26 protein-coding genes are annotated in these 24,429 nt (G+C 33.0%); 4 read left to right on the top strand and 22 right to left on the bottom strand.

The genetic code is table 11. From position 1 onward, the window contains the following. Nucleotides 1-25 precede the first annotated feature (25 nt). From U5L76_02130 to infA, 12 genes are read right to left on the bottom strand one after another with little or no spacing between them, the layout of a single operon-like run. Entirely contained in the window at nt 26-898 is an 873-nt protein-coding gene (locus U5L76_02130) for a glycosyltransferase family 2 protein (GenBank protein ID MDZ7798396.1), read from the bottom strand. 2 nt (nt 899-900) lie between these two features. Next, entirely contained in the window at nt 901-2,721 is a 1,821-nt protein-coding gene (locus U5L76_02135; GenBank protein ID MDZ7798397.1) for a glycosyltransferase, read from the bottom strand. 3 nt (nt 2,722-2,724) lie between these two features. Then, nucleotides 2,725-4,278, bottom strand: coding sequence for a flippase (locus U5L76_02140; GenBank protein MDZ7798398.1), 1,554 nt, complete (start codon nt 4,276-4,278; stop codon nt 2,725-2,727). After that, the gene (gene rpsI / locus U5L76_02145) at nt 4,202-4,666 is read right to left on the bottom strand and encodes a 30S ribosomal protein S9 (protein MDZ7798399.1); all 465 of its coding nucleotides are present in this window, start codon (nt 4,664-4,666) and stop codon (nt 4,202-4,204) included. The genes U5L76_02140 and rpsI overlap by 77 nt, the downstream gene beginning before the upstream one ends. Nucleotides 4,667-4,669: 3 nt before the next feature. Further along, the gene (gene rplM, locus U5L76_02150) at nt 4,670-5,017 is read right to left on the bottom strand and encodes a 50S ribosomal protein L13 (GenBank protein ID MDZ7798400.1); all 348 of its coding nucleotides are present in this window, start codon (nt 5,015-5,017) and stop codon (nt 4,670-4,672) included. Between the two features lie 5 nt (nt 5,018-5,022). Then, the gene (gene rplQ, locus U5L76_02155) at nt 5,023-5,370 is read right to left on the bottom strand and encodes a 50S ribosomal protein L17 (protein ID MDZ7798401.1); all 348 of its coding nucleotides are present in this window, start codon (nt 5,368-5,370) and stop codon (nt 5,023-5,025) included. 17 nt (nt 5,371-5,387) lie between these two features. Then, on the bottom strand, nt 5,388-6,197 hold the full coding sequence (locus U5L76_02160) for a DNA-directed RNA polymerase subunit alpha (GenBank protein MDZ7798402.1): 810 nt from the start codon (nt 6,195-6,197) through the stop codon (nt 5,388-5,390). A 27-nt stretch (nt 6,198-6,224) separates the two neighbouring features. Next, on the bottom strand, nt 6,225-6,848 hold the full coding sequence (gene rpsD / locus U5L76_02165) for a 30S ribosomal protein S4 (GenBank protein MDZ7798403.1): 624 nt from the start codon (nt 6,846-6,848) through the stop codon (nt 6,225-6,227). A 2-nt stretch (nt 6,849-6,850) separates the two neighbouring features. Continuing rightward, nucleotides 6,851-7,255, bottom strand: coding sequence for a 30S ribosomal protein S11 (gene rpsK / locus U5L76_02170; GenBank protein ID MDZ7798404.1), 405 nt, complete (start codon nt 7,253-7,255; stop codon nt 6,851-6,853). Nucleotides 7,256-7,270: 15 nt separating this feature from the next. After that, nucleotides 7,271-7,663 (bottom strand): 30S ribosomal protein S13, encoded by a 393-nt coding sequence (gene rpsM / locus U5L76_02175; GenBank protein MDZ7798405.1) that lies wholly within the window; start codon nt 7,661-7,663, stop codon nt 7,271-7,273. Nucleotides 7,664-7,675: 12 nt separating this feature from the next. After that, entirely contained in the window at nt 7,676-7,789 is a 114-nt protein-coding gene (gene rpmJ, locus U5L76_02180; protein MDZ7798406.1) for a 50S ribosomal protein L36, read from the bottom strand. 5 nt (nt 7,790-7,794) lie between these two features. After that, entirely contained in the window at nt 7,795-8,055 is a 261-nt protein-coding gene (infA, locus tag U5L76_02185; protein MDZ7798407.1) for a translation initiation factor IF-1, read from the bottom strand. Between the two features lie 165 nt (nt 8,056-8,220). On the opposite strand from infA, the gene ispH reads away from it, so the two are divergent. Further along, nucleotides 8,221-9,051, top strand: coding sequence for a 4-hydroxy-3-methylbut-2-enyl diphosphate reductase (gene ispH, locus U5L76_02190; protein ID MDZ7798408.1), 831 nt, complete (start codon nt 8,221-8,223; stop codon nt 9,049-9,051). Between the two features lie 8 nt (nt 9,052-9,059). Here ispH and U5L76_02195 read toward each other — a convergent pair whose 3' ends face one another. Then, nucleotides 9,060-10,853 (bottom strand): alanine--tRNA ligase, encoded by a 1,794-nt coding sequence (locus U5L76_02195; GenBank protein MDZ7798409.1) that lies wholly within the window; start codon nt 10,851-10,853, stop codon nt 9,060-9,062. Between the two features lie 408 nt (nt 10,854-11,261). Here U5L76_02195 and U5L76_02200 point away from each other — a divergent pair, with 408 nt between their 5' ends. After that, on the top strand, nt 11,262-12,776 hold the full coding sequence (locus U5L76_02200; GenBank protein MDZ7798410.1) for a hypothetical protein: 1,515 nt from the start codon (nt 11,262-11,264) through the stop codon (nt 12,774-12,776). 165 nt (nt 12,777-12,941) lie between these two features. Continuing rightward, a complete protein-coding gene (locus U5L76_02205; protein MDZ7798411.1) occupies nt 12,942-16,073 on the top strand; it encodes a hypothetical protein in 3,132 nt (1,043 codons plus the stop codon). Between the two features lie 162 nt (nt 16,074-16,235). Here the strand turns inward: U5L76_02205 and mnmA are convergent, their stop codons facing one another. From mnmA to U5L76_02240, 7 genes are all read right to left on the bottom strand, one after another. After that, the gene (gene mnmA / locus U5L76_02210; protein ID MDZ7798412.1) at nt 16,236-17,264 is read right to left on the bottom strand and encodes a tRNA 2-thiouridine(34) synthase MnmA; all 1,029 of its coding nucleotides are present in this window, start codon (nt 17,262-17,264) and stop codon (nt 16,236-16,238) included. A 72-nt stretch (nt 17,265-17,336) separates the two neighbouring features. Continuing rightward, complete coding sequence (locus tag U5L76_02215) at nt 17,337-17,744, bottom strand: hypothetical protein (protein MDZ7798413.1); 408 nt, start codon at nt 17,742-17,744, stop codon at nt 17,337-17,339. Nucleotides 17,745-18,372: 628 nt separating this feature from the next. Beyond that, nucleotides 18,373-19,290 (bottom strand): hypothetical protein, encoded by a 918-nt coding sequence (locus U5L76_02220; protein ID MDZ7798414.1) that lies wholly within the window; start codon nt 19,288-19,290, stop codon nt 18,373-18,375. A gap of 15 nt (nt 19,291-19,305) precedes the next feature. Continuing rightward, nucleotides 19,306-19,611, bottom strand: a complete 306-nt coding sequence (locus U5L76_02225; protein ID MDZ7798415.1) for a lipoprotein — start codon at nt 19,609-19,611, stop codon at nt 19,306-19,308. A 61-nt stretch (nt 19,612-19,672) separates the two neighbouring features. Beyond that, complete coding sequence (locus tag U5L76_02230) at nt 19,673-20,086, bottom strand: putative toxin-antitoxin system toxin component, PIN family (GenBank protein ID MDZ7798416.1); 414 nt, start codon at nt 20,084-20,086, stop codon at nt 19,673-19,675. Nucleotides 20,087-20,091: 5 nt separating this feature from the next. Then, complete coding sequence (locus U5L76_02235; protein ID MDZ7798417.1) at nt 20,092-20,904, bottom strand: glycosyltransferase family 2 protein; 813 nt, start codon at nt 20,902-20,904, stop codon at nt 20,092-20,094. Between the two features lie 5 nt (nt 20,905-20,909). Continuing rightward, on the bottom strand, nt 20,910-21,527 hold the full coding sequence (locus U5L76_02240; protein MDZ7798418.1) for a ribonuclease H-like domain-containing protein: 618 nt from the start codon (nt 21,525-21,527) through the stop codon (nt 20,910-20,912). A gap of 94 nt (nt 21,528-21,621) precedes the next feature. Between U5L76_02240 and U5L76_02245 the strand changes: the two genes are divergently transcribed. Then, complete coding sequence (locus U5L76_02245; protein MDZ7798419.1) at nt 21,622-22,863, top strand: glycosyltransferase; 1,242 nt, start codon at nt 21,622-21,624, stop codon at nt 22,861-22,863. 57 nt (nt 22,864-22,920) lie between these two features. Here the strand turns inward: U5L76_02245 and U5L76_02250 are convergent, their stop codons facing one another. Both U5L76_02250 and U5L76_02255 read right to left on the bottom strand, forming a co-directional pair. Then, nucleotides 22,921-23,223 (bottom strand): hypothetical protein, encoded by a 303-nt coding sequence (locus U5L76_02250; protein MDZ7798420.1) that lies wholly within the window; start codon nt 23,221-23,223, stop codon nt 22,921-22,923. Between the two features lie 4 nt (nt 23,224-23,227). Beyond that, the gene (locus U5L76_02255; protein ID MDZ7798421.1) at nt 23,228-24,274 is read right to left on the bottom strand and encodes a mechanosensitive ion channel family protein; all 1,047 of its coding nucleotides are present in this window, start codon (nt 24,272-24,274) and stop codon (nt 23,228-23,230) included. Nucleotides 24,275-24,429 lie beyond the last annotated feature (155 nt).

Raw genomic sequence — 24,429 nt, forward strand, 5'->3', positions numbered from 1 at the left:
AACACATTTTAGGTCGTGGCGCAACCTAATTTTTTCTTTGAAATACGGCAAAAAAAGGGGTTAATAAGGCTAAAAATAGACTTAAAGGTGTAAGTAAAGCCAACCAATAATAGGAAAAGGAGGAGTGATATTTTTTAAAATAATAAAGAAGGCTGCGGTTAAAATTTATTTGTGAGCGAATTGATTTAACTTTTTTAAAACTCTCTCCCCCATGGTGTATAATTTTAACCAAAGGGTAAAAATCAACTTTTAATCCTACTTCTTTAACGCGGCGACAAAAATCGACCTCTTCAAAAAGAATATAAAAATTTTCATCAAAGCCACCGACTTTCTCAAGAACAGAGCGCCTAATTAAAAAATAGGCTCCCATAACCTGATCAACTTCTTTACTTTCTTTATAATCAAAATCTTGCATCAGATATTTTCTTAAAGATCTAAGTTTAGGGAAAATATGATGGATTTTTAAAAGTATTAAAGTTTGCGACAGAGTGGTGGGAAAACGCCGACAAGAAGGCTGTAAACTCAAATCTGAGTTTAATATTTTAGGTCCCATTACACCGGTAAAGTGATTTTTTTTCATATAAGTAAGGCTTTTTTTCAGAGTATCTGGTAAAAGAACAGTATCTGGATTAAGCAGCAAAAGGTATTTTCCTTTTGATTGAGCCAGGCCTTGGTTAACGGCTGTGGCAAAGCCAAAATTTTTTTTATTACTTATTAGCTTAACTTGAGGAAATTTCTTTTTTATTAAAGATAGGGTATTATCTTTTGAATTATTATCAATAACAATAATTTCAAATTCTATGTTCTCGGAATTTTTATAAATTGAGTTTAAACAAATATTTAAATGTTTAGAGACATTCCAAGATACAATAATAATTGATAATTCTAGTCGGGGCATAATTAATTTAATTTATGTTTCTTGGTAACCATTTTTTGGTATTTTTCTTTATTAATAGTTTTTGAAATCCCTTGTTTTCTCATCGGTCCTTTAAATAAAATTTTATTTAGGGCCAAGCCTTTTTTTCCTTCTTTAATCATAGTAAGCCATAAGTCCCAATCCTGAAAACGAGCCAGTTTTTCATCAAAACCGGGAAAATCCTTTTTTTTCATCAAAGACATAGTGGAAATGTAATTATACTTTTTTAATCTATTTTTAGAAAATTTTAAAGGGTGGAATTTTTTTGAACCAAAAATAAATCCGCTATAACAAAAAGAAACAAAGGGATTTAACTCAAGCACTTTAAACATCTCTAAAAGACAATTTGGTTTTAAGATTATATCAGAGTCACAGAAAAATAAATATTTACCTCTGGCTTTACTAGCTCCAAGATTACGAACAGCGGCCGCTTGATCCGGTAATTCACCTTTATGCTTTCTTTTTAAGACTAATAGATTTTTATATTGTCTTAAAACTTGATTTAGTTTTTTATCCGGTCCGTCATTAATGACTATAATTTCGTAGTTTTTTAAACTTTGTAATTGAATGGAGTTTAAACAAGAGTCTATAAAATCTGAAGCACCAAAAGCAGGAATAATAACACTGATCAAAGGCTTTTCATATTTTTTTGAAAGTTCATTATTATTTTTTAAAATAAATTTAACTTTTTTAATCTGAGTCTGCCAGTTAAAAGTCTTTTTTACCCAGTTAAAGCCCTTTTCACCTAATAATTTTGAGTATTCATAATTATTTAATAGTTTAATTACGGCCTGTGATATTTCATTAACACTTTTTGAATTAACAGCTAGACCGGTTTGTCTGTCTATTATTGTTTCTTTAGTGCCGCCGGCTAGGCCCAATATTACTGGAATTCTTTGGGATTGGGCCTCTAAATAGGCTAAACCAAAACTCTCTAAGTCTTTTTTTTCTTTTTCTTCACGAGTCGGCATAATAAACAAATCAGCAGCCTGGTAAAAAGGTATTTTCTTTAATAAATTATCTTTAACAGCTCCGGTAAAAATTACCTTATTTTTCAAACCTAATTTTTCGGTTAAGTTTTGCAAATATTCTTTGTCCGGGCCATCTCCTACAATAAGGTAAATGAGATTAGGTATTTTTTTTAGTATTTTTGGCAGAGAGCGAATAACCATATCCTGTCCTTTTCTTTTAACTAGACGCCCTAAGGTAAGCAGTACTTTTTTATTATTTAAATTATATTTTTTTTTGATAAAATTAGAACTGGTTTTAACCTTAAAAATATTCTGATTTAAAGAAGGATAAACTACTATAATTTTTGAGGGAAAAACACCTAGCTCGATAATTTTTTGTTTCATAAATTCTGTGTTGGCAATAACCCACTGGGCGTTTTTTAGGTTCTTGGTCATGATTTTTTTCTGTAACCAATTTTTTTGAGGAATCAAAGTATCCACTCCGTGAGTATAAACTAAATAAGGTATCTTAAATAATTTTTTAAAAACAAGACCAACTGTAACTAAATTAAAATAATGGCCAAATTGTAGATATTGGATTTTTTCTTGTTTAATAATTTTTTTTATCCGCCAAAAAAGAGGCAGCCAGGAGGGTTTAAAAAACCGCCAGGGATAAAAATTAAGGCGGATAATTTTCCTTTTGTATTTTTTATCAAAATCTCCCCTTGGCAAATCATCATCAGTTAATATAGATATTTTATCTTCAGGCAGTTGATAGCATAAATTTTTGAAATAATTTTCAATACCGCCAATTTTGGGAGGAAAGAAATTAGTAATTAATAATGATTTTTTCATTTTTTACCGTCTAATTATAGATTTAATTACATATCGTAATTCTGAATACTTTATAATTTTTAATAAAAGTATTAGCGCTATGTATATTAGCACCCCGATGGGTATCAGTAAAATAAAATTAACAGCCGGTTTAAGCCAATAAATACTTAAAGCCATACCGAGCGAGGCGGTAAGGCTGCGAAAAAACCAGGAGACTATTTTTGCTTTATTGTATTTAATTATTTTTTGAGTCTGATAATAAGCCACTACAAAGAGAAAAACAGCTGAAGAAAGAGCGGCTATAGAAGCTCCGATGTGATTAAAGCGCGGTATTAAAATTAAATTAATTATGACATTAAAAGCGACTGTTAGGCCTATGTTTAGAGTATTTTTTTTCTGACGATTGGTAGCGTTTAAGACCGAACTTAAAATAAAATTAATAAAGATAAAAACTAAACCTAAAATTGAAATTCGAAAAGCTGGAATAGAGCGAGTATAATCACTGGTAAAAAGAACTGTAATTTTATCGGCTAAAACAAAAGCTCCTAAGGATATAGGTAAACTGATAATCATTAAATAACGAAAAGCATTTTCTACGGTTCTAGCTAAAATTTCTTGAGAAGAAATATAAAGTCTGGAAAGAGCTGGATAAATACTATTATTAAAAGCTAAGGGTATAAACTGAATAGCATATGTTAGTTTATAGGCTACCGAGTACCAGCCGACATACTCTTCCCCACCCTGACCTTTTTTTAAAAAAGAGAGTAAGAGTATATCGATATAAGCATAGATTTTAGTAAAAATACCGGCCAGGAAAAAGGGCATAGCCATTTTAAAAAGTTTTCTTAAAAGAGAAAAATTAAGATAAAACCGAGGCTTTATATCAGTATGTTTTACTAATTTTATTAAGGCATACAAAAAATTACCGATAGCTCCGATAAGAATAGCTATACCGAGGACAATCGGCTGCTTAAAAATTTGCAGCATAACAATACCTGAGCTAACCACCAAGAGCTGATATATTAAAGTGCCGATTGATTCATATTTTAAATTATGAAAGCCCCGGAAAACACCAAATATACTCAAACTAAAAGATTCAAAAAGCATAACAAAGCCGGCAAAATAAACCAGAGACTTAGTAGTTTCTGGATAAGATAAAGTATTGATAGTAATATAGATAAGTAAAATAGCCGTAAAAGCAAAAAATACTTTCACCGTAAAAATAGCTGAAAAATACTTATGAGCCTTATTTTTAAAACGGGAGATTTCACGAATTAAAACCGGATTTAAACCTAAATCAACTAAAATACCAAAAACTGTAGTAAAGGAAACCGCAAAAACAAATTGGCCGGTACCAATATAGCCAATATAACGGGCATAATAAATAAAGTAACCAAATGAGATTACTTTTTGTAGGGTGTAGGCAATGGTTAAAAATAAAGTATTACGAGAAACCTTATTTTCTCTGATTTGTTTAGACAATTTTCTTTTTTTATATGTTTTATCTTTTTCTCCACTGCGGAGCCCGGCGAGCCCGTTTGAGACCGTATTTTTTTCTTTCTTTGACTCTTGGATCACGTTTTAATAAACCTTCCGGTTTTAAGAGTTTGCGATTTTTTGGCTCTAAAGTTACTAAGATTCTGGACATGCCCAAAGAAATAGCTTCAACCTGTCCCCTCTTACCACCACCTTTAACTTTAATTGTAAACTTACCAAATTTTTTTAAATTTCCGGTTACTTTTAATGGCTTTTCAATTATATTTTTGAACTCTAAGTTTACAAAATGCTCTTTATAATCTTTTTGGTTAATAATAATCTCATTTTTACCCTTTTTGTAATATCTTACACGAGCCACCGCCGATTTACGCCGGCCAACGGCAAATATATAAGTTCTTTTTTTGGAACCTTTTTTACTTCTAGATTTTTTATTGGAAGATTTCTGAGTTTTTTTTGCTTTTTTTACCATAATTTAGTTGGAAATTTTTAATCGTTTTAGCCTATGTTTTAACAATCTATTATGAGGTAACATGCCTTTAACGGCCATCTTTAACACAGAAGATGGATCTTTTTTCATTAACACAGATAGTTTCTTTTGCTTAACACCACCTTGATAACCACTATATTTATAAAATACTTTATTTTTGCTTTTAAGACCGGTTAATTTTATTTTAGAGGCATTTTTTACTTCCAGAATTAAATTTCCCGGCTTATGGGGCTGGTAATTTGGTTGATCCTTACCCATTAATCTAATAGCAACTTGACTGGCCAAGCGACCAAGGGGTTTATTATTAGCATCAATAATTTCTTTATTTTTCATATTATTTAAACAAATTCAATTAAAGCCATTAGAGCATTATCGCCGGAACGTCGGCCTATTTTTACCACTCTGGTGTAACCTCCGTCCCGCTTTTTATATTTAGGAGCAATATTTTTGAATAAAATATTAGCTGTTTTTTTATTAAGATATTTTTGAAGATAACGCAGAGAAGAAGGCTGGCCTGAACGACTTTTAGTAATCAGCTTCTCTATATAGGCTCTAAGGACTTTAGCTTTAGTATGAGTAGTTTTAATACGGCGGTGAATAATTAATTCACAGGCTAAATTACGGATTAAAGCTCGTCGTCCAGAAGCGTTACGATCAAGTATTTTCTTTTTTTTACGATGTCTCATTATAGTATTTTACGAAGTTATTTTTTTTCCGGGGTAGTTATCGACTTTTCTTTAGTTATTTTCTTTTTCTCTTCTTCTTTTGGCTGGTTTTTCTGGTCTTTTTCATTCTCTACTTTTTTGGTTTTATCCTTTTTTTCTGTTGATTGTAAACCTTTAACAAAGTTAAAATGCTTAACCAAAAGTTCGGCGGCCTGCTTAAGGGCTTGCTCACCGGTTAAAGTCCCGTCTGTTTTAATATCTAAAATAAGCCGGTCAAAGTTAGTGATCTCGCCCACACGGACATTTTCTACGTGAAAATTAACATTTTTAATCGGGGTATAAATGGCATCAATTCTAATATTGCCAATCTGAACCTCTTCTTCTTCTCTTGATTCTACCGGTTTATAGCCGCGACCGCGTTCAACTGTTAACTCCATCTCGAGCTCGGCTTCTTTATCGGTTAAATTAGCAATAACTTGATTCTTATTAGATATTTCAATATCAGCCGTCGCTTTAATATCACCGGCTTTTACTTTTTTCTCGCCTTTTTCTTTTAAGATGAGTTTAACTGGTTCCGGGCTGGAATATTTAAAGTTAATCTGTTTTAAATTAAGAATAATTGAAATGACGTCTTCTTTTACATTTTTGATAGTAGAAAATTCATGCTCAACACCTTTAATTTTAACGGCGGTAACAGCCGCTCCAGATAAGGAAGATAATAAGACCCTTCTCAAAGCATTTCCAATTGTGTTGCCATAACCCGGATAAAGCGGCTCAATAATAAATTGCTTTGAATCATCTTTAGCTTTTTTAATTTCAATTTTTGTTGGCAGAGGAAAATTTTCCATATTTTTTATAGTTAAGAATAAAATATTTTATTTAGCGTAAAACTCGACTAATAATTGGGTTTGTATACCTAATTCCAAATCTTTTTCTTGGGGCTGATTTATCACTTTACCTTTAAGCTCTTTTTTATCCAAATCAAGCCAAGAAGGAACTTGGTGTTTTTCTATTTTCTTCTTAAGGTTTTTAAAGAAATCACTTTCAAGGGATTTCTTTCGGATTTGAATAGCCTCTTTTGGACTAACTTGATAGGAGGGAAAACTAACTTTTTTTCCATTAATTTGTATATGGCCGTGGGTGATTATCTGTCTGGCTTGTATTCTTGAAGCGGCCAGACCAAGTTTATAAATAACGTTGTCCAAACGGCTTTCCAATTGTTGTAAAAATAGCTGACCGGTATTGCCTTTCTTATTCATGGCTTTTTTCATATAGTTTCTTAACTGAGTTTCAGTCAAAGCATACATATAGCGCACTTTTTGTTTTTCCCGCAAATGAATACCATAACTAGAAAGTCTCCTTCTACGTTTCTGACCGTGCGACCCCGGTGGATAATTTCTTTTGACCATAGCGCATTTTGGCGTTTGACAACGCTCACCCTTTAAAAAGAGTTTTTCACCCGAGCGTCGACATAATTTACATTTAGCAGCTATCTTCATAGTTAAACTCTCCTTACCTTTTTAGGACGCGGCCCGTTATGGGGTATGGGCGTGCGGTCTTTAATACTAGTTATATTCAAACCATTATTATATAAAGCGCGAACGGCTGCTTCCCGGCCGCTGCCAACACCTTTGATAAAAACATCAACAGTTTTAAGTTTATAACTCTTGGCTTTCTCGACAGCGTCACGGACAATTACACCAGCTGCGTAGGGAGTAGCTTTTTTAGGACCTTTAAAACCCATTCGACCGGCTGAAGATGAAGTAATTACATCACCCTTAGTATCCGTTAAAGTAACAATGGTATTATTATAAGTTGAAAAAATATAAGCATAACCTTTTTCGACTATTCTTTTTCTTTTTGATATAGATTTTTTCTGTTTTTTGATATTCTTTTTTTTAGGCATAAATTAAGTAATAAATTAAGTTTTTTCTACAGCCGGCTTTTTGCCGGAACCCATAGTTCTTCTGACATTACCGCGTACTGTTCGGGAATTAGTTTTTGTTCTTTGGCCTCGGGCTGGCAGATTTTTGGAATGCCGACTGCCGCGATAACTACCGACTTCTTTAAGTCTTTTTATATTCATAGCTTGACTTCTTCTCAGCTCACCTTCTACCTGATATTTATCTTCAATCAATTTCCGCAGTGAATTAGCTTCTTTGTCTGTTAATTGATCTGTTCTTTTGTCGGGGTCAATTTTAGTAGACTTTAAAATTTCATTGGCTAATGAACGGCCAATACCGTAGATATAGGTTAAAGCAATTTCTATTCTTTTATTCTTTGGTAGGGTTACCCCTGATATTCTTATAGCCATATATATAAAAAATTATCCCTGTCTTTGTTTATGTTTAGGGTTTTTACAAACCACCCGTACTCTTTTTTTTCGGCGGATTATTTTACAGTCTTTACAAATTTTTTTTACTGAAGAACGAACTTTCATAATATTTATAATCTATAAGTAATACGACCTTTAGTTAAATCATAGGGTGACATTTCCAGCTGAACTGTGTCTCCGGGCAGTAATTTAATGCGATGCATACGCATTTTACCCGAAAGATGAGCCAATATTTCAGGTCCACTTTCAAGTTTTACCTTGAAGGTAGCAGAAGGTAAAAGCTCAGTAACCTCACCTTTAGTTTCTATAAAACCCTTTTTATTAGTCTTAATTTCGCTTTTTTTTGCTTTATTTTCTTCTTGTTTAGACATATTTAATAAAAATTGTGCCCTTAATAACTTAAAAATGGCACAAAAGTAATTTATCTTATTTTAGAAAGCCATTCCTAAGTCGTGAGGTTCAAAAATAGTTTACCAAATACTACTCATACCTGTCAAGTCTTGACCTTAGTTATTAGTTAATTTATGCTAAATATTATGATTAATGGTAAAAAAATAATAATGTCAGACGATTATGGCTTTTGTTTTGGAGTTAAACGAGCTATAAGGGAGTTAAAAAAAACAAAAGGCCAAGCCTATACTCTAGGCCCAGTTATACACAATCCTCAAGTTGTCGATTACTTTAAGAAAAAGGGCATCAGACCTATTGACAGACTTTCTAAAAAAATAAAACCAGGCAAACTTTTTATAAGAGCTCATGGAGTATCAGATCAAAAAAAAGAACAAGCAAAAAAAATGGGGTTTGAGATATTTGATCTAACCTGTCCTTTTGTAAAAAAGGCTCAAATATTAGCTAAAAAACTAGAAAAACAAGGCTATCAAGTGGTTATTTTAGGCTTAAAAAACCACCCGGAAACTAAGGCTATAGCTGAAAATTTAAAAAATCCCATTATTTTACAAAATCATAAATGCTCATCCTTAAACAAAAATAAAATTGGTGTCATCTGCCAAACAACTTCTAATATAAAAAATACTAAAAAAATATTAAATAAAATAAAAAAAACCGCTCAAGAGGTAAAAATTTATAATACAATCTGCCAAGCAACAAAAAAAAGGCAAAAAGCAGCCCATAAAATGGCCAGGCAATCAGATATAGTTATAGTTATCGGGGGTCGTTATTCCTCAAACACAAAGAAACTAAAACAGGTTTGCCAGGAGTATGGGCCCACCTACCATATTGAAACAGAAAAAGAATTAAAGAAAAAATGGTTTAAAAATAAAAAAACCATCGGTATTACCGCTGGGGCCTCTACGCCGGACTGGATAATTAATAAAGTAGTTAAAAAGATAAAAGAAATTAATTCCTAAAAAAAGGATTACTCCAAGACAGCTTTTATTCTCCTTACGCCTTTGGAGGATGATTTTTCGGATTTTATTTTAAAATGGCCTATCTCTGAGGTTTTCTTGACATGCGGACCAGCACAAATTTCCTTGGAAAAATCACCTACTTTATAAACCTTTACTAGATCAGGATATTTTTCTTTGAAAAACGATAAAGCATCAGATTTAACCGCTTTTTCATAAGGCATTTCTTCGCAGGTTACTTTTAAATCTTTTTCTATAATTTCATTTACCTTATCTTCCACTTCTTTTTTTTCTTGTTCAGTCATTTTTTGGGAATGCGAAAAATCAAATCTCAGTCTCTCCGGTTTTAAGTCTGAGCCCATCTGCTTAACATGGTCACCTAAGACTTCTCTTAAGGCCTGATGTAGTAAATGAGTAGCTGTATGCTGTTTAGTCACTTTTTCACCCAAGTCCCCCACGCCACCAAATTTTTTTTCGGCCCCAGCTCGGGATATTTTTTTGTGGGCCTCAACCATTTTTCCAAATTCTTTCTCATTAAATTGATAACCCTTTTTCCTGATTAAGTTTGGGCTTAGACCATAAGTAGAATAAAGCTGAAAGGCTTCTTGAGCCGTTATTTTACGAGATGAGGGCTTTTTCTTTTCCGAAGATTTTTTTTTGTTTTTACCCATCTTTTTAAATACTTTTTCCACTTCTGTTTTTAAGATTTTATCATAAGTTTTGGTTTCATCACGTAAAAGAGTTAAAATATTCTCCTTTTTTTCCTTAAGACGAGGATAGTAAGGATTATATATCTCTATAACTTTTTCAACTAAGATTTCTAGAGAAAAATTAGTGCCTTCAAACTGATCAATTAACCGCCTGAAAATACGGCGCAGAATATATCCTTCTTCTTTGTTCGAAAACTGAACGCCGTCAGCTATTAGAAAAACACAGGCCTTAATATGATCAGCAATTATTCTTAAACTCTTGACTTTCTCAATTTCACTTTGTAACTTTTCAATTTGAGGATCTTTTTTAGCTTCTTCTATTATAGGTCTAAAAAGATCAGTTTGAAAAACTGATGATTTTTTTTGCATTATCATAAGCAAACGTTCTAAACCCATACCCGTATCAATATTCTTAGTCGGTAAATCTTTAAACTTACCTTGAGCGTCTTTGAGGTATTGAGTAAATACTAAATTCCATATTTCAACAAATCGTCCGCATTCACAATTGGGCTGACAATCTTTGCCTCTTGAGCAAGATTGCCCGGTCAAATCGTAATGAATTTCTGAGCTTGGCCCACAAGGTCCGGTTTTACCCGGCGGCCCCCACCAGTTTTCTTTTCGACCAAATTCACTTATTTTATCTTGATTAAGATAATTTTGCCATATTTTTATAGCTTCAAAATCTTTAACCACTTCATCATCACCTTTAAACACCGTGGCGTAGAGTCTTTTTTTATTTAATTTCAGTTCTTTAACCAGAAATTCAAAAGCGTATTTTATAGCTTCTTCTTTGAAATATCCACCAATGGAAAAATTACCCATCATTTCAAAAAAAGTGAGGTGACTGGCATCTCCAACTGAATCAATATCAGAGGTACGAAAACATTTTTGGATACTGGTTAAATTTCTGTTTTTAAAATCTTTTTTAACTGACAATTCTCCTAAATAATAGGGTTTAAATGGCTGCATACCAGCCGTAGTTAAGAGCACTGAGGAATCATTAGCTGGAATAAGTGAAGAACTGGCCATATGAGTATGCTTTAATTTATTACCAAAATAATTTATAAACTTTTCGCGTATTTTTTTTGATTTCATTATTTGTTATTTTAACTATAAATAAAAAAATTTTCAAGGGTTAGGAAATAATTTAAATTAGCTTTAATAAGACTAGATATTACTAATTAGAATTAAGCAATACAAATACTATTTTCTAATAAACTATTATATGGTATAATAAATTTACTAAAATATATATTAATTCAGCCAGTTTTTTATAGATAGAATTTTATAAAACAGCAAAGATAGTGAAATTTAATAAGATTTTGAGTAAAATACTACATACTCAACATTTATTGATAGTATAATTATAATCAGTGGTTTTTATATGGCTCAAAGCAAAAAAGATTACATGGTTAATTTCTTATTTTTACCAGTAGCAGTATTTTTATGTTGAATATTTTAAATCAAAATAATTAGTAAATTTAAAATATTAAAAATAAAATTATGAATAAAAATAATTCGCGATTATTAAAATTATTTTTTCTTGTTACTTTGTGTTTATTAATCACTTTATTTAATTTTCAGGAAGCTAAAGCTTTTGTTTTTGGCAGTTATCAAAACATTAGAAAATTTAATAATCTTATTGACACTCCTGCTTCTTACAATAGCGGCCGTTTGCTCTTTGAAGATTCAGATTCAGTGACTGACAGCGCTAATTTATTTTGGGATAATTCTAATCAATATTTAAGTGTGGGGGGAGCTAGCGCGAGTAATACATTAGACATACATGGCGGTATTGATTCTGATACTTTAAATACTGGCCAGGGTGATTATGAGCTTTATGCTATGAATCAAGATGTAGAAACTACTGATAATGTAACTTTTAATGACTTAACTATTTCATCTCCTTTAAATATTTATGCCTTATCGCATAATAGTTTTACTGGATTACCTGGATTACAGGGTGGCACGACTAACGAATATTATCATCTAACTAGTGCTGAATATAGTGGTTATAATAATACTAATTGGGATAACGCTTATGACCATTCCCAAGATAACACACAAGCTCATTCAGATTATTTATTAAACACAGGAGACACAGCAACCGGAGATTATACTTTTGATACAAACACTTTTCACATTGACGCAACAAATAATAAAGTGGGAGTGGGCACAACCAGCCCAGCAGCAAGTTTACACGTAGTTAAAAGTGGGGGAACAGCAACAGATTCTATTATTACAGTTGAGTCTACAAGTTCTTTAATTAACCCTCAAATTCGGTTTATTAATGATGAAGATGTTACAGCTCAATTTATTATGTCTCGTTCACCTTCTTCTACAGCCGGACAATTTATGATTCGTCAGCAAAGTAGTTCAGATGATATTGTTTTTGAAGTTGGCTCAAACTTAGAAGTTGCAAGATTTACAAATAATATGGTAGGTATAGGAACAAGCAGTCCAAGTTATGTTTTAGATGTTAAAGGTCGGAAAAGTATTGGCTCAGCTACTATTACTGGCTCTGGTTTAGATGATATGAGCACAAGTGGAACGTTCACTGGCTCAGCAACTACTAATTATCGTGTGCAAATAGATGGTCTGGGCGACCCATTTTTGAAAACTCCAGATACTTTCAAATGGTCAGATGATGGTGGCTCAACTTGGGATGCAACAACAGTAGATATTACTGGCTCAACTCAATCATTAAATAATGGAGTAAGAATAACTTTTGGAGCAACCACTGGTCATGATTTAGGAGATTACTGGGATTTTACTGCAACTGTTATAGACCCTTTTTCAGTCCAAAGTGCAAGTGGGACAAATTTGTTTCATGTAGGGAATGATGGAGCAGTAACAAGAAGAGAACTATCGGCAGACCCTTCAGACCCAGATGAAGGAAGCCATGTTATTTGGCAAAGTGATGGAACTGGAACAGGAGATGATGGAGATATTATGATGAAAATAACTGCCGGTGGAACAACAAAAACTACTACACTAGTAGATTTTAGTGCAATATAAAATGAAAACCCATTGGAGAACCGACTAAATACTCAAATCTAATAAGAATAGATGTTAATGCTCCAGCAGTCAGCAGCCGGAGCTGCCACCGGTGAATTATGGGCTGATAGCGATGATGCTTATACGGTTAAATTAGGCCAATAATTATTAAATAATACTTCTAAAATGATAAAAAAAGTCAAAACAAAGTTTATATTATTCTTAGTCTTTTCCATATTTTTTTATTTATTAAAAATCCCTTCTATTTCTGCTATTCCTTCGGCTTACCAGAGATGTGAAACAAATAGCAGCTGCACTATTGGCGAATATGTTTTTGAAGATGATGGTCACACACCGATTATTACTGATAATTTCTGCCAAATTACCATTACCAACCCGAGTGACGGGGTTGAGGTCAATGCGGCTAATATGAGTGATAAAGATGATGGTTGGTATTATTATTCTGTTTCCGGCCTTACAGCAAAGGGTTTATACAGGGCTTTAATCTGTTGTGATGTGAGTGGTACTGATGAGCAATGTATCGACAAATCCTTCATAGTTGGAACTTCGCTTGATAACCTAAGAAAAGGTACTTTTGATTTTAATGGCCAGGCTGATTCTGGTACTACCACCACTCTAGTTGACGCTGAATTAATCCAGCCTGATGACTTTTGGAATGATTACAGTCTTATTATGATCTCAGGCAGCAATATTGGTCAAGAAAAAACTGTTTCTGATTTTGTTTCCAGCACTGACACCATAACTGTTTCTTCAGCTTTTTCTAATGCTGTTAGTGCTGGCGACGAATATATTTTAAAACACGAAACCAGTTTAATAAAAAACATTTGGACCTGGACTTCTGATACAGCTTCATTTTTTGCTAGTGCGGCTGGTGAAATATGGAGTTATACTGGGGCTTCCTTAGATACGACCGGCAATGCTATAGCTAAGGTTTGGTCCTATGCTACCAGAACATTAACTGGCAATGACAACTTTAATGACCCCACTTCAGCTCAAATAGCCAGTGATGTCTGGTCTGAAGCCAGCCGAACTTTGACCGATTACAGTAATGATTTAAGTGCTAGTGATGTCTGGTCTTACGCCACACGCCAATTAACTTCCCGGTATACTAATGAAAACACGCCAGTGGATCTAGCTCAAGTAGCTAATGTTTCTTTTTTAGCTACTTCGGCTGAACTTTCCACTACTGAAACTAATTTAACTAGTGAAATTGACGCTAATGAAACATTAATTAATAATCTTAATGATATTAGTGCTTCAGACGTTTGGTCTTACGCTAATCGCACCATTACTGACCCGGATAATATTTGGGAATACGCCTTAACACAAATCGGAGATACTGGCTCAATTGGAGAATTACTAAAAGATAATATTAACGCTACTATTTCTTCTCGGTCCTCGCATAGTGCTTCTGATGTCTGGAGCGTGGCCACCAGAACATTAACTGGCAATGACAACTTTAATGACCCCACTTCAGCTCAAATAGCCAGTGATGTCTGGTCTGAAGCCAGCCGAACTTTGACTGATTATGGTAATGATATTACTGCTTTAGATGTTTGGAATGTTTTAAGCTCTACTCTAACTACTACTGATAGTATTGGTGAACAATTAAGTGATAATATAGATACTACTATTTCTAGCCGGGCCAGCCAAACCTCTCTAGATTCTGCCCAAACAGATATTACTTATATCCGCTCAGAAATTGACTCTGTCTATACAGACACCCAACATATTAGCACTACTGTAGATAATATACTTTCCAATTGGTCCTCTTATACAGCTTCAGATATTATTGATGATTTAGATGGTATTAAAAATTTAATTGGTGCTTCTACAGATTCCTCCGCTACAGAAACAATATTCGGTCGGGCCAAATACATTCAGGAAAAATGGGGCAACCAGACTGCTGAAAATATTTACAACACATCTAATTCGACTCTAACTACTATAAATAGTGTACAAACTGAACTGGGTTATAATGGACTCTCCTCAACAGCTAAATCCGACCTTCAAAACATTAAAACTTATACTGATAATTTAGAAACTTACCTTGGTTCACCTTCAGATAATTCTTCAACTGATTCCTTGTTCGGCAAAGTAGCCGCTGTAAAAACTAAGCTAGATCAACTTGACACTTTAGAAAGTAAGCTCAATACAGTAGAGACAGTGGTTGATGCCTTAAGCAGCTCTAGTTCAACAATTAGCGGCGAAATAAGTATAGATGAAACTGACCCCATTTATACTTTGCTTAATAATATCAGCCGTGATATTCAAGTTATTGCCGGTGATCAAGGATATAATTTAGATAATCTTTATAATATATCCCAGGAAAATTCGACCGATCTGACCTATCTTAGTAATAAAACAGCTGATTTAAAAACAGTTATTGATATTAATAAAAATCTAATAACTAAAATTATAAATGAACCAGTTATTAAAACCTGGTATACTGAAGGATCAATTATTCTGAATATTCTAGTTATTAATCCGCCGGATACTGAAAGAACAGTTACTATTAAAGAATACTTACCTGAAGAAATTAGGGAAGAACATATCATAGAATTACCCAAAGAGTTAGAGCTTAATTATGACGCTGATCTGGATAAATATTATGTAACAGCTGAAGTTAGATTGAAAGCCAACGAAAGAATAATCTTTAAAGTTAAAGCTGAAGATATTTATAAAATTTCTGATGATAAAGTTAATAATTTAAGAAATCAGGCTAAAAGCCTGATGGAACCCCTTAAAAATACTAATTATTTTGCCCAGGCTTCACTTTTAAAATCAGAGATTGACGTTAATCTTGATACTGTTGTCAGAAATCAAGAAAAAAAACTTAGCAATGTCTTAAGAAAAATTTCACTGTTTAGGGAATGTCAAAAAAATCTTCAAAAAGTTGAGTTAAATTTAGAATCTCTAAAAACGCTTAATTCCGAAGTGAGCAGTCAACAGGGTATTTTAGGCAATTTACTCGGTGTTTCAACAACTATGACCTGGGCTATTATTATAATGCTGGTTGTCGGCATAGCTGTTCTTATGATTTTGCTTTATGTTTTACTGGCAAAACAACGGGCTATGGAACATCATATATCCGGTGGGGAAAAATTAAAAGCACCGCCTCTAGTTGATGTGAGAAAACACGCTACTCGCATTAAAGGTGGTCTTATTACTTATTTTTTGCCTCCTTTTGGTAAACCAGTGGTTGAATTGGGCCGGTTAATTAGTCTAATTAAAATTCTGCTAACAGTAGGTTTCTTGATAATTTTATTATTTTTAGTAATATATTTTTATTTCTAAATTATTATAATTATGCCGATAGAATCAAATTCGTATTCGGATAATATTAAAATATTTTTCATAATTATTAGTTCTTTTTTTTTACCTCTGGCAAGCAACCAAAAGCATTAAATGCTTATCTAAGGCTTATCCGCTTAAGTAAAGACTATCTTTTAGTCTCCGCTATTTTTTTATTATACCACCGCCGATTAGAAAATTATTCTTATAAATAGCCACTGATTGCCCCGGAGTTAAAGCCCTTTGACTTTTTTTGAACTGAATAATGTATTTCCCTTTATTTTTTTTAAAATTGGCTAGACTACCCCGATGACGGTAACGCGGTTTAGCAACTACACTAGTTGGTAGGTTTATTTTTTTTATAATATTAACTAATTTCAAATTAACTCTTTTTTGTAAAAGATCCGATTTATCTCTGGTTACAAATATAATATTTTTCTTAACATTCTTATCAACTACATACCAGGGACCGCCGGATAGTCCCAGTCCAGTCCTCTGTCCCAAGGTGTAAAGAAAAACCCCCTGATGATCACCTAAAAATTCTCTACTACCTTTCTCCAAAATTTTTCCTTTTTTAGTTTTAATTTTATTTTTTAAAAATTCATTTAAAAAGCCCGGCACAAAACATATTTCTTGAGATGATTTATAATCTTTTGAAATAAACTTTTGTTTTTTCGCTATTTTTGAAACCCTTTTCGATTTAACCTTACCTAAAGGGAAAAGACAGTTTTTTATAAACTGGGGTTTTAAACGCCATAAAAAATATGATTGATCTTTTTCTTTATCGTGGGCCTTTTTTAGGTAGAATTTATTTTTAATTTTTGCTCTTTGTACGTAATGACCCGTAGCAATAAAGTCAGCTTTCATTTCTTTAGCTTTTCTATAAAATAAGCCAAATTTAATCAAGTGGTTACAAACAATACAGGGATTAGGCGTTAATCCCAGTTTATACTGCTTAACAAAATCCTGAATTACTCTTTTTTTGAACTCTTTTTTAAAATCCCAGACCATAAAAGGAATCTGTAATTTTTTGGCTGTTTTTTTAGCTCTAACTAATTTAATTTTTTCTTGTCCTTTAAAAAGTTTAAAAAATACCGCCGTTACTTCATAACCAGATTTTCTTAATAAATACCCGGCCACGGCTGAGTCACGGCCGCCGGAAAGAGCAAGAAAAACTTTTTTTCTTTTTTTCATAAATCAATTATAACCTGATAAAATTAAAAAGACAAAAAAAGAGGGAAACTGCCTTGGCAGTTTCCCAAAAGATTACACAGCTAAAAGAAGATGAGCGTGAAATTTTTCAGCCGGAGTCTTTCTAGGCGCCTCAAAAAAATAATTTCCTTCACGGCGCAAAATTCCATAAAGTACTCTACCACCAGCCAATTGACAGCGGAAAAACGGCTTATTCTTAAACTCTCTTTTAAGCAAGGAATAATTTAAGAGATTCGTGTTCATAGATTCCTGGCCAGGCAAACACAATACCATAACAGCCGCGACTTTATCCCCATCTTTGGTCAGGGCCCCTTCTAATTGATCTGCTTGCGCGCAGAAATAAACTGAATGTCCTTGATCCTCTATTTTATCTATCACCTCCTTTTTAAACATCTCGTTCATTTGCTTTTCTTCCTTATTTTTCCCCGCCATAGTAATGACAATAATGGCCTTTTTTGTCATTCACATCACCTCTTTTTCTGCTAGTCTTAAAATTAAAAAGAACTGGTATAAACATAAAGATAAGACATTCAGATATTTTGTCAAAGGGGCTTTTTCCACAACCAATTTTTAACTAATATTAGTTAATAAAAAATAATTTCTTTTTGATTATTTCTTTTTTGGTTAAATATAAATAAAGCAATAGAACAAAAAGAAAAAGGGCTTCTCAAAAAGAGAAGCCCATTGAATTACTTCGGAAGTAATGAAGTAAGATTTAACACACCATAGAGAAAAGCACCGAGTCCGGCAAACAATATCAAAGCATCCATGAACATAAAGTTCATTTTCTTTGAAGCGGGCATTAAGACAAATAAAACGAGAAATGCGCCGAGACCAGTAGCTAGAAAATAATTAAGCATGGCCTTGTTTCCTTATATTAATGATTAGGCCATTTTGAGGTGTGTTTAAAGGTGCAAATAATTATTAAAGGTACCAAGCATTTAAATATACAGACTTGATTTTATAATGTCAAATTTTTACTTTATTAATTTAACAAAAAAACACTAAAAAAAATAATTTTAATTAAAAATAAATATGCTAAAAAACTGCCTGTATTTTTTATTCACAGGCTTTTGACTAGTTCGAGTATTTATTTTTGGCTAGTTTTGTAAAACATTATATATTCATTATCAGACAAAGAGATAACCGAAGGATCAGCGGTTAAAGAATAAAGTGAAGACTGAAAAGATTTATTCAGTTTATTAAATGAGAAACCATCCGGAGAAGTAGCTATTTGGATTCCACCGGTATAAAGGTAAAAAGTATCACCATCTTTAATAACTTCTGGTATAGCCTGGCCCTGATAAACTTGTGAGTAAAAGTTAAAGTCTAAACCATTATTTGAAGTAGCCAAAATAACAGCCTCGCCTTGAGCGTCTCCACAATACATATAAAAAGAATTACCAACTTTGATTACAGAAGGATCAAAAACACCTTCATACTCAAACCTGACTCCTTCTTCCTGTGTAAAATTAATCCCATCATCAGAAATGGCTGAATATATTTTATTTTTGTAACCAGTACCAATGGCTTCTGGGCCTCTGGCCGAGAACATGTCCAGATAATAAAGTCTGATGCGTCCGTCATCTAAAACCACAGGCGAAGGGTCTACTGGTACCTTATTGCCCAATCCAGTGTAATTAACAGTTTGCCTAGCTGTCCAGTTTTGACCTTCATCTTGAGAGATTAAAACACCGGTTTGTTCAGGCAGGCCGTCTTGAGCAACATCAACAAAATATAAATATATCTTATCCTCTTTATAAATAGCGTCTGGCACCGAAGCGTGCTCGACCAGAATTTCTCCCTGGTCCTGCCAGTCGATTAGATTAGAGCTGGTAGCCAAGGAAATTTTATCATGATAAGGACCTTTATCCATTTGAGACCAGTTATATTGACTAGTGGTTTTAGTCTCACTTATTTTAGGTCCGGAATTTACATTAGATTGAGAATTTGTGCATCCAGCTAAAGAAATTATAAGGATGACTAGAGGTAGAATAATTTTTTTCATTATTTTTATTTAATACTAATATTCAATAATATTACTCTCATCCGGCACTGGTTCATCAACCGGCACCACTTCATCAATTACTCTATTATCCTGCCAACCCTGAACTTGACCCTGGTTAGTATTTTCATTTATATCAGTAATAGTCTCAAGCCTGTCTTCGGCTTCTTCAGCCACATCCTTGGCTTTATTAATCAGATCAGAGTTATTAGCCTCGTTAATCACCTTCCCGCCCTCTTCTTTAACTTTTTCGGCCCTTTGGGAACAAGCCGATAAGGTAAAAACTAAACCTAGAATAAATAAAAATGTGATTATTTTTTTCATAAATTTTTAAAATATTATATCTCTCTTAATTATAAACTATAAGGAGATAAAAGCAAAAATATTAAAAATGCTTATTATAGTAATTTATAAATTGACTGGGCTTTAAAATTCTAGTTTTATCAAATTCTTTGAATTTTAAAAGATGATGATCACTAGAAACCACAAAATCGGCTTGGGTAGCTTTAGCCAGTCCCAAAAAAATATTATCTGAAGGATCCTCTTTTATAAGATTAATTCTTGGCGTTCTAATAATTTTATTTTTATTATTATAAATTTTATCAATAGATTTATAAAAGCTTTGACGGGCGTGAATATTCCTTAAAATTATATTTAGCTCATTTCTCATCTTGTTATTCCAAAAAGTTTTAATTTTTTCTTTTGAAGCTAATTTTAAAACGCGGGCTGAATTTGACTGCTTTTTAAAATAAGCCGAGATAATAATATTGGTGTCTAAAATAACTTTTAATTGTTCCATAAATATTAGGGTTTTTTATTTTGCAAAAATTTAATAACTGAGCCGGTAGACTTATAACCCGAAGGCGGATACCACTGAGCTTCTTTAATTAAAGGATGATCTTTATGTTTTGAGTAAATATATTCTTCGGCCTTTTCCCAGCGCTTAATTTCTTCTTTTACATTTGTAAAATCCAGAGTTTGTTCATAGTCAACCAAGGCTCTATTTAAATAGATAAAACCATCCGGGTATTTTTTAGAAATTCTTAAAGTGTATTCAAAATCCTCCCAAAAGGTTAGTTTTTCCTCCCAATCCCCTACTTTCTTAATAATTTCTTTTTTATGAATAAAAGTATTGGTGTCTATGATAATTTTTCGCTGCCAAAGACGTTTTAAATCAAAATATTTTTTATGATTAAAAAACTCATCACGCACCATTTTAACCTCTTTATCTTTTTCTTTGAGTTTAAGACGGTAATTTTTCTTACAAAAAAACAAAACTTTATCTGGATATTTATTGACTGCTTTTTTCATAGATTCTAAAAAATCCTGATGCCAGCGGTTATCTGAATCAATATAAGCAATATATTGGCCTCTGGCTTTTTTCAGGCCCTGGTTACGCGCAGCCGGAGCGCCTTGATTTTTCTTTAATTTAATATATTTTATCCGAGGATCAGAAAAAGTTTTGACTAGTTTTTCTGTTTGGTCTTTTGAGCTGTCATCAATAATAATCAATTCAAAAAAAGGATAGGTTTGCCTCAACACCGAAAGAACCGCTCGCCAGAGAATATAACAGCGGTTATAGGTCGGTAAAATTACAGAAAATAAAGGTTTATACATAAAGACTAATCAGTAAAAGTCATTTTTTTATAAATAGCCCGAGTCACTTCAACATCAGCCTGGCAGTATTTATAAATTTCTTTGAGCTTGCCTTTTTTATAAAAATCATAGACCTTAGAGCCATCCAGATCGCCGGATTTTGAAGAGGGTAAATCCAGTATTTTAGCCAGCATATCCAGACTAATGGAAGAAGACATATTCCATTTTTCCCATTCGCGCATAGTGTCATAAATAGGGTTGTTACGATAACGAGCGAAATTAAGCCATTGAGAGGGTCTGACCCGGTTTATAATTGACCTTTTATAAATAAATTGTAAATCAAAATCCATAACATTATGGCCAATAAATTGCTGCACTCCTCTTGATAATTGCCAAAATTTGGTAAGAATTTCTTTTTCTGGACCGGTTAAAACAGCTGGTTTTTCCATATTCGGCTCTTTAAGATAACCGATGCATAAAATACGGCCGTACGAGCCGTTAAGGGCGGTTTTACGATAAACATCCTCTTTTTTATAAGGTTTTTTCTTTTTAAGTTCATGCTTAGCCTGGATATCTTTTTCTAGGGTAGGCCAAAGTTTGGGATCAGCCGGTATAGTTTCAATGTCAAGAAATAGTTTGCTCATAAAATTTAAGGTTAATTTTTCTTTATTATAACATAATTAAATTTAAAAAAATAATTTTTTTTGGCTAAAAGGACGAGTGTGCTATAATAATAGTATGAATTCTATACAAGATTATTTTCGTTTTTGTAATAAAAAAACCAAGTCAGAAATTTTAAAATTGGCTGATCAGCTAGAGGATGAACATATTGTCATGATTAACTCCACTCCTTCTGGCGGTGGAGTGGCGGAAATTCTAAACAGCCTGGTTTTATTGTTAAACGATTTGGGACTGGATGTTGGCTGGCGTATTTTAAAAGGTTCGGATGATTTTTTTCAGGTGACTAAAGAATTTCATAACGGACTCCAGGGAGAAAAAGTATCTATAAACCGAAGAAAAAAAGGGCTTTATGAAAATACCAATTGTATTAACGCCCGTTCCACTCATATTGAAAGACATGATCTGGTAGTGGTTCATGATCCCCAGCCTCTGGCCTTGATCGAATATTATAAAAAAAGAATCCCCTGGATTTTACGGTTGCATATTGATTTATCCAATCCAGATCAAAAAGTGCTTGAATACCTTAAATCTTATATTGAGCAGTACGACTCAGTTATAATTTCTCACAAAAAATATAAATTAAAAAACCTGGCTGTCCAGCAGCTAATTATGCCGCCCTCAATCGATCCGCTCAATATGAAAAACCGTCCTATGAGTAACGATTCCATGATCGGAATATTAAAAAAGCATGGAATTACCTTACACAAACCAATTATTGCCCAGATTTCAAGGTTTGATAAGTGGAAAGATCCGATTGGCGTGATTAAGGTCTTTGAAAAAATACAAAAAGAATATGACTGCCAGCTAGTACTTTTAGGCAATCTTTCTATTGACGATCCAGAAGCGCCTGAGATACTAAGAAAAGTACGGCAAAGAGCCCGAAATAATAAAGATATAACTATACTTTTAAATGTGGAAGATAATGACCGCATGGTCAACGCTTTGCAGTCAGTTTCAGAAGTAGTTTTACAAAAGTCATTGAAAGAAGGTTTTGCTTTAACAGTCTCCGAAGCTATGTGGAAAGGTACCCCAGTGGTTGGTAGCCGAGTCGGCGGCATACCCCTGCAAATAAAAGACGGCCAAACAGGCTTTTTAGTTAATAATATTTCTCAAGCTAGCCAGGCCTGTTTAAAAATTATAACCAATAAAAAAAGACGTAACCGTATGGGCCGAGCCGCTAAAAAAAGAGTTAGAAATAATTTTCTTATTACCCGCCATATTCTTGATTACTTAAGGCTTTTTGATTTTTATCTTAATCAAAATCACCAGTATAATATTGGCCAGAAATACCCTTATTAATATAAACTAAAAAAACCGCTTTAAATTATTTAAGGCGGTTTTTTAATATATTACAACTTACTCTTTTTCTGATTTTATTTTTTTGATTATTTTCTTAATATTTCCAATAAATTTATCAGTCATTGATTGGCGACCAGACGAGCTCATATACTGGGTAATTCTCTTAAAAGTGCTTTGTTCGTATTCAATAAGACCAGCCGCTTTTTTTATATATTGGGCTTTGTCAAAATAAAACTTGGCAATTTTTTTCGAAGGTTTAGTTAATAAATTTTCCCCTTTAAATTCTTTTTCCTCCTTTTTTTTGTCTTCCTTACCCCTCGGTGATTGGCTTTTTTTTGTCTTCTTTTTCTTTTGTTTCATAAATTTAATTTTTGGTAAATATTGTTTGCGTGGGATAAGCAAAGGAAATTCCTTCGTTTTCAAAAACTTCCTTGATAGCAAAATGAATTTTTTGGTTTAAGTCCATATAATCATTATAGTCTTGTGACTCAACATAATAAACCGCTTCAATCCCCAAACTAGAATCATTAAAACTTTTAAAATGAGCCCGGTCATAACGCACCCGGTCGGTTTTGTCTATAATTTCTTTAATCAAATGAGGTATTTTTTTCAGCTTCTCAAAGGGGGTTTGGTAAGTGACCCCGAGATTTAAAACAATTCTTCTCTCTTTCATTCTTTTAAAATTCTGAATACGAGTGGAAGTTAACTCTTGGTTAGAAATAACTATTTCTTCGCCCTGCAGGGCTCGAATACGAGAGGTTTTAATACCGATCTTCTCGACTACACCCATATGCTTGCCAACCACAATAAAGTCACCAATGACAAAGGGCTTGTCAAAACGAATAGCAAAAGAAGAGAAAAGATCTGAAAGAATATTCTGTAAAGCCAAACCAATAGCTAAACCACCAATACCCAAACCAGCAACTAAAGAGGTTATATTAACTCCTAAGTTTGATAAAACTAATAACAAGCCAAAACTCCAAACAATTATCTTGGCTATCACACTAACCGTATTAACCGCTTGTTTTTTGCCGGGATCTTCTTCCTGGCCATATTTTCTTTTAGCTATGTAGTTAATTAATATCTGAATAGCTACCGCGACCTGGTAAACTAAAATAGCAATTAAAAGGGCGTTTAAAATATTCTGAAAAATACCGCTTTTATTTAAATAAAGAGCGGCTAAATAAAGACTAAAATAAAGATAAAAAGGCGGTTTGATATGTTCAATAATCTCAATCAGCATATCATCAATATCAGTTTTTGACTTCTGAGCCAGTTTTTTCAGACGGTGAAGCAATAGAGCCTGAAATATCTTAAAAAAGACTAATAAAACAAAAAAGAGGCCGATAAAAATCAGGTAATTTTGGATAGTATTGCCCCAATACTCAGTCGATAAAAAAGATGTGTCCATAAGTTTTTATTTAGTTAATATTGAGTATAGCTTAAATTGGCCAAAAAATCAAATAGTTTATGGTTTTAGGGGTGTAGCGGTTAGTTTGGTTGTAGTTTTGGGTTTTTGGTGTATTTTAGCATTTATGGTAATGACAAAGATTAAAATCCCATATT

Source organism: Patescibacteria group bacterium (genome assembly GCA_034520665.1).
Lineage (GTDB): Bacteria > Patescibacteriota > Patescibacteriia > JAXHNJ01 > JAXHNJ01 > JAXHNJ01.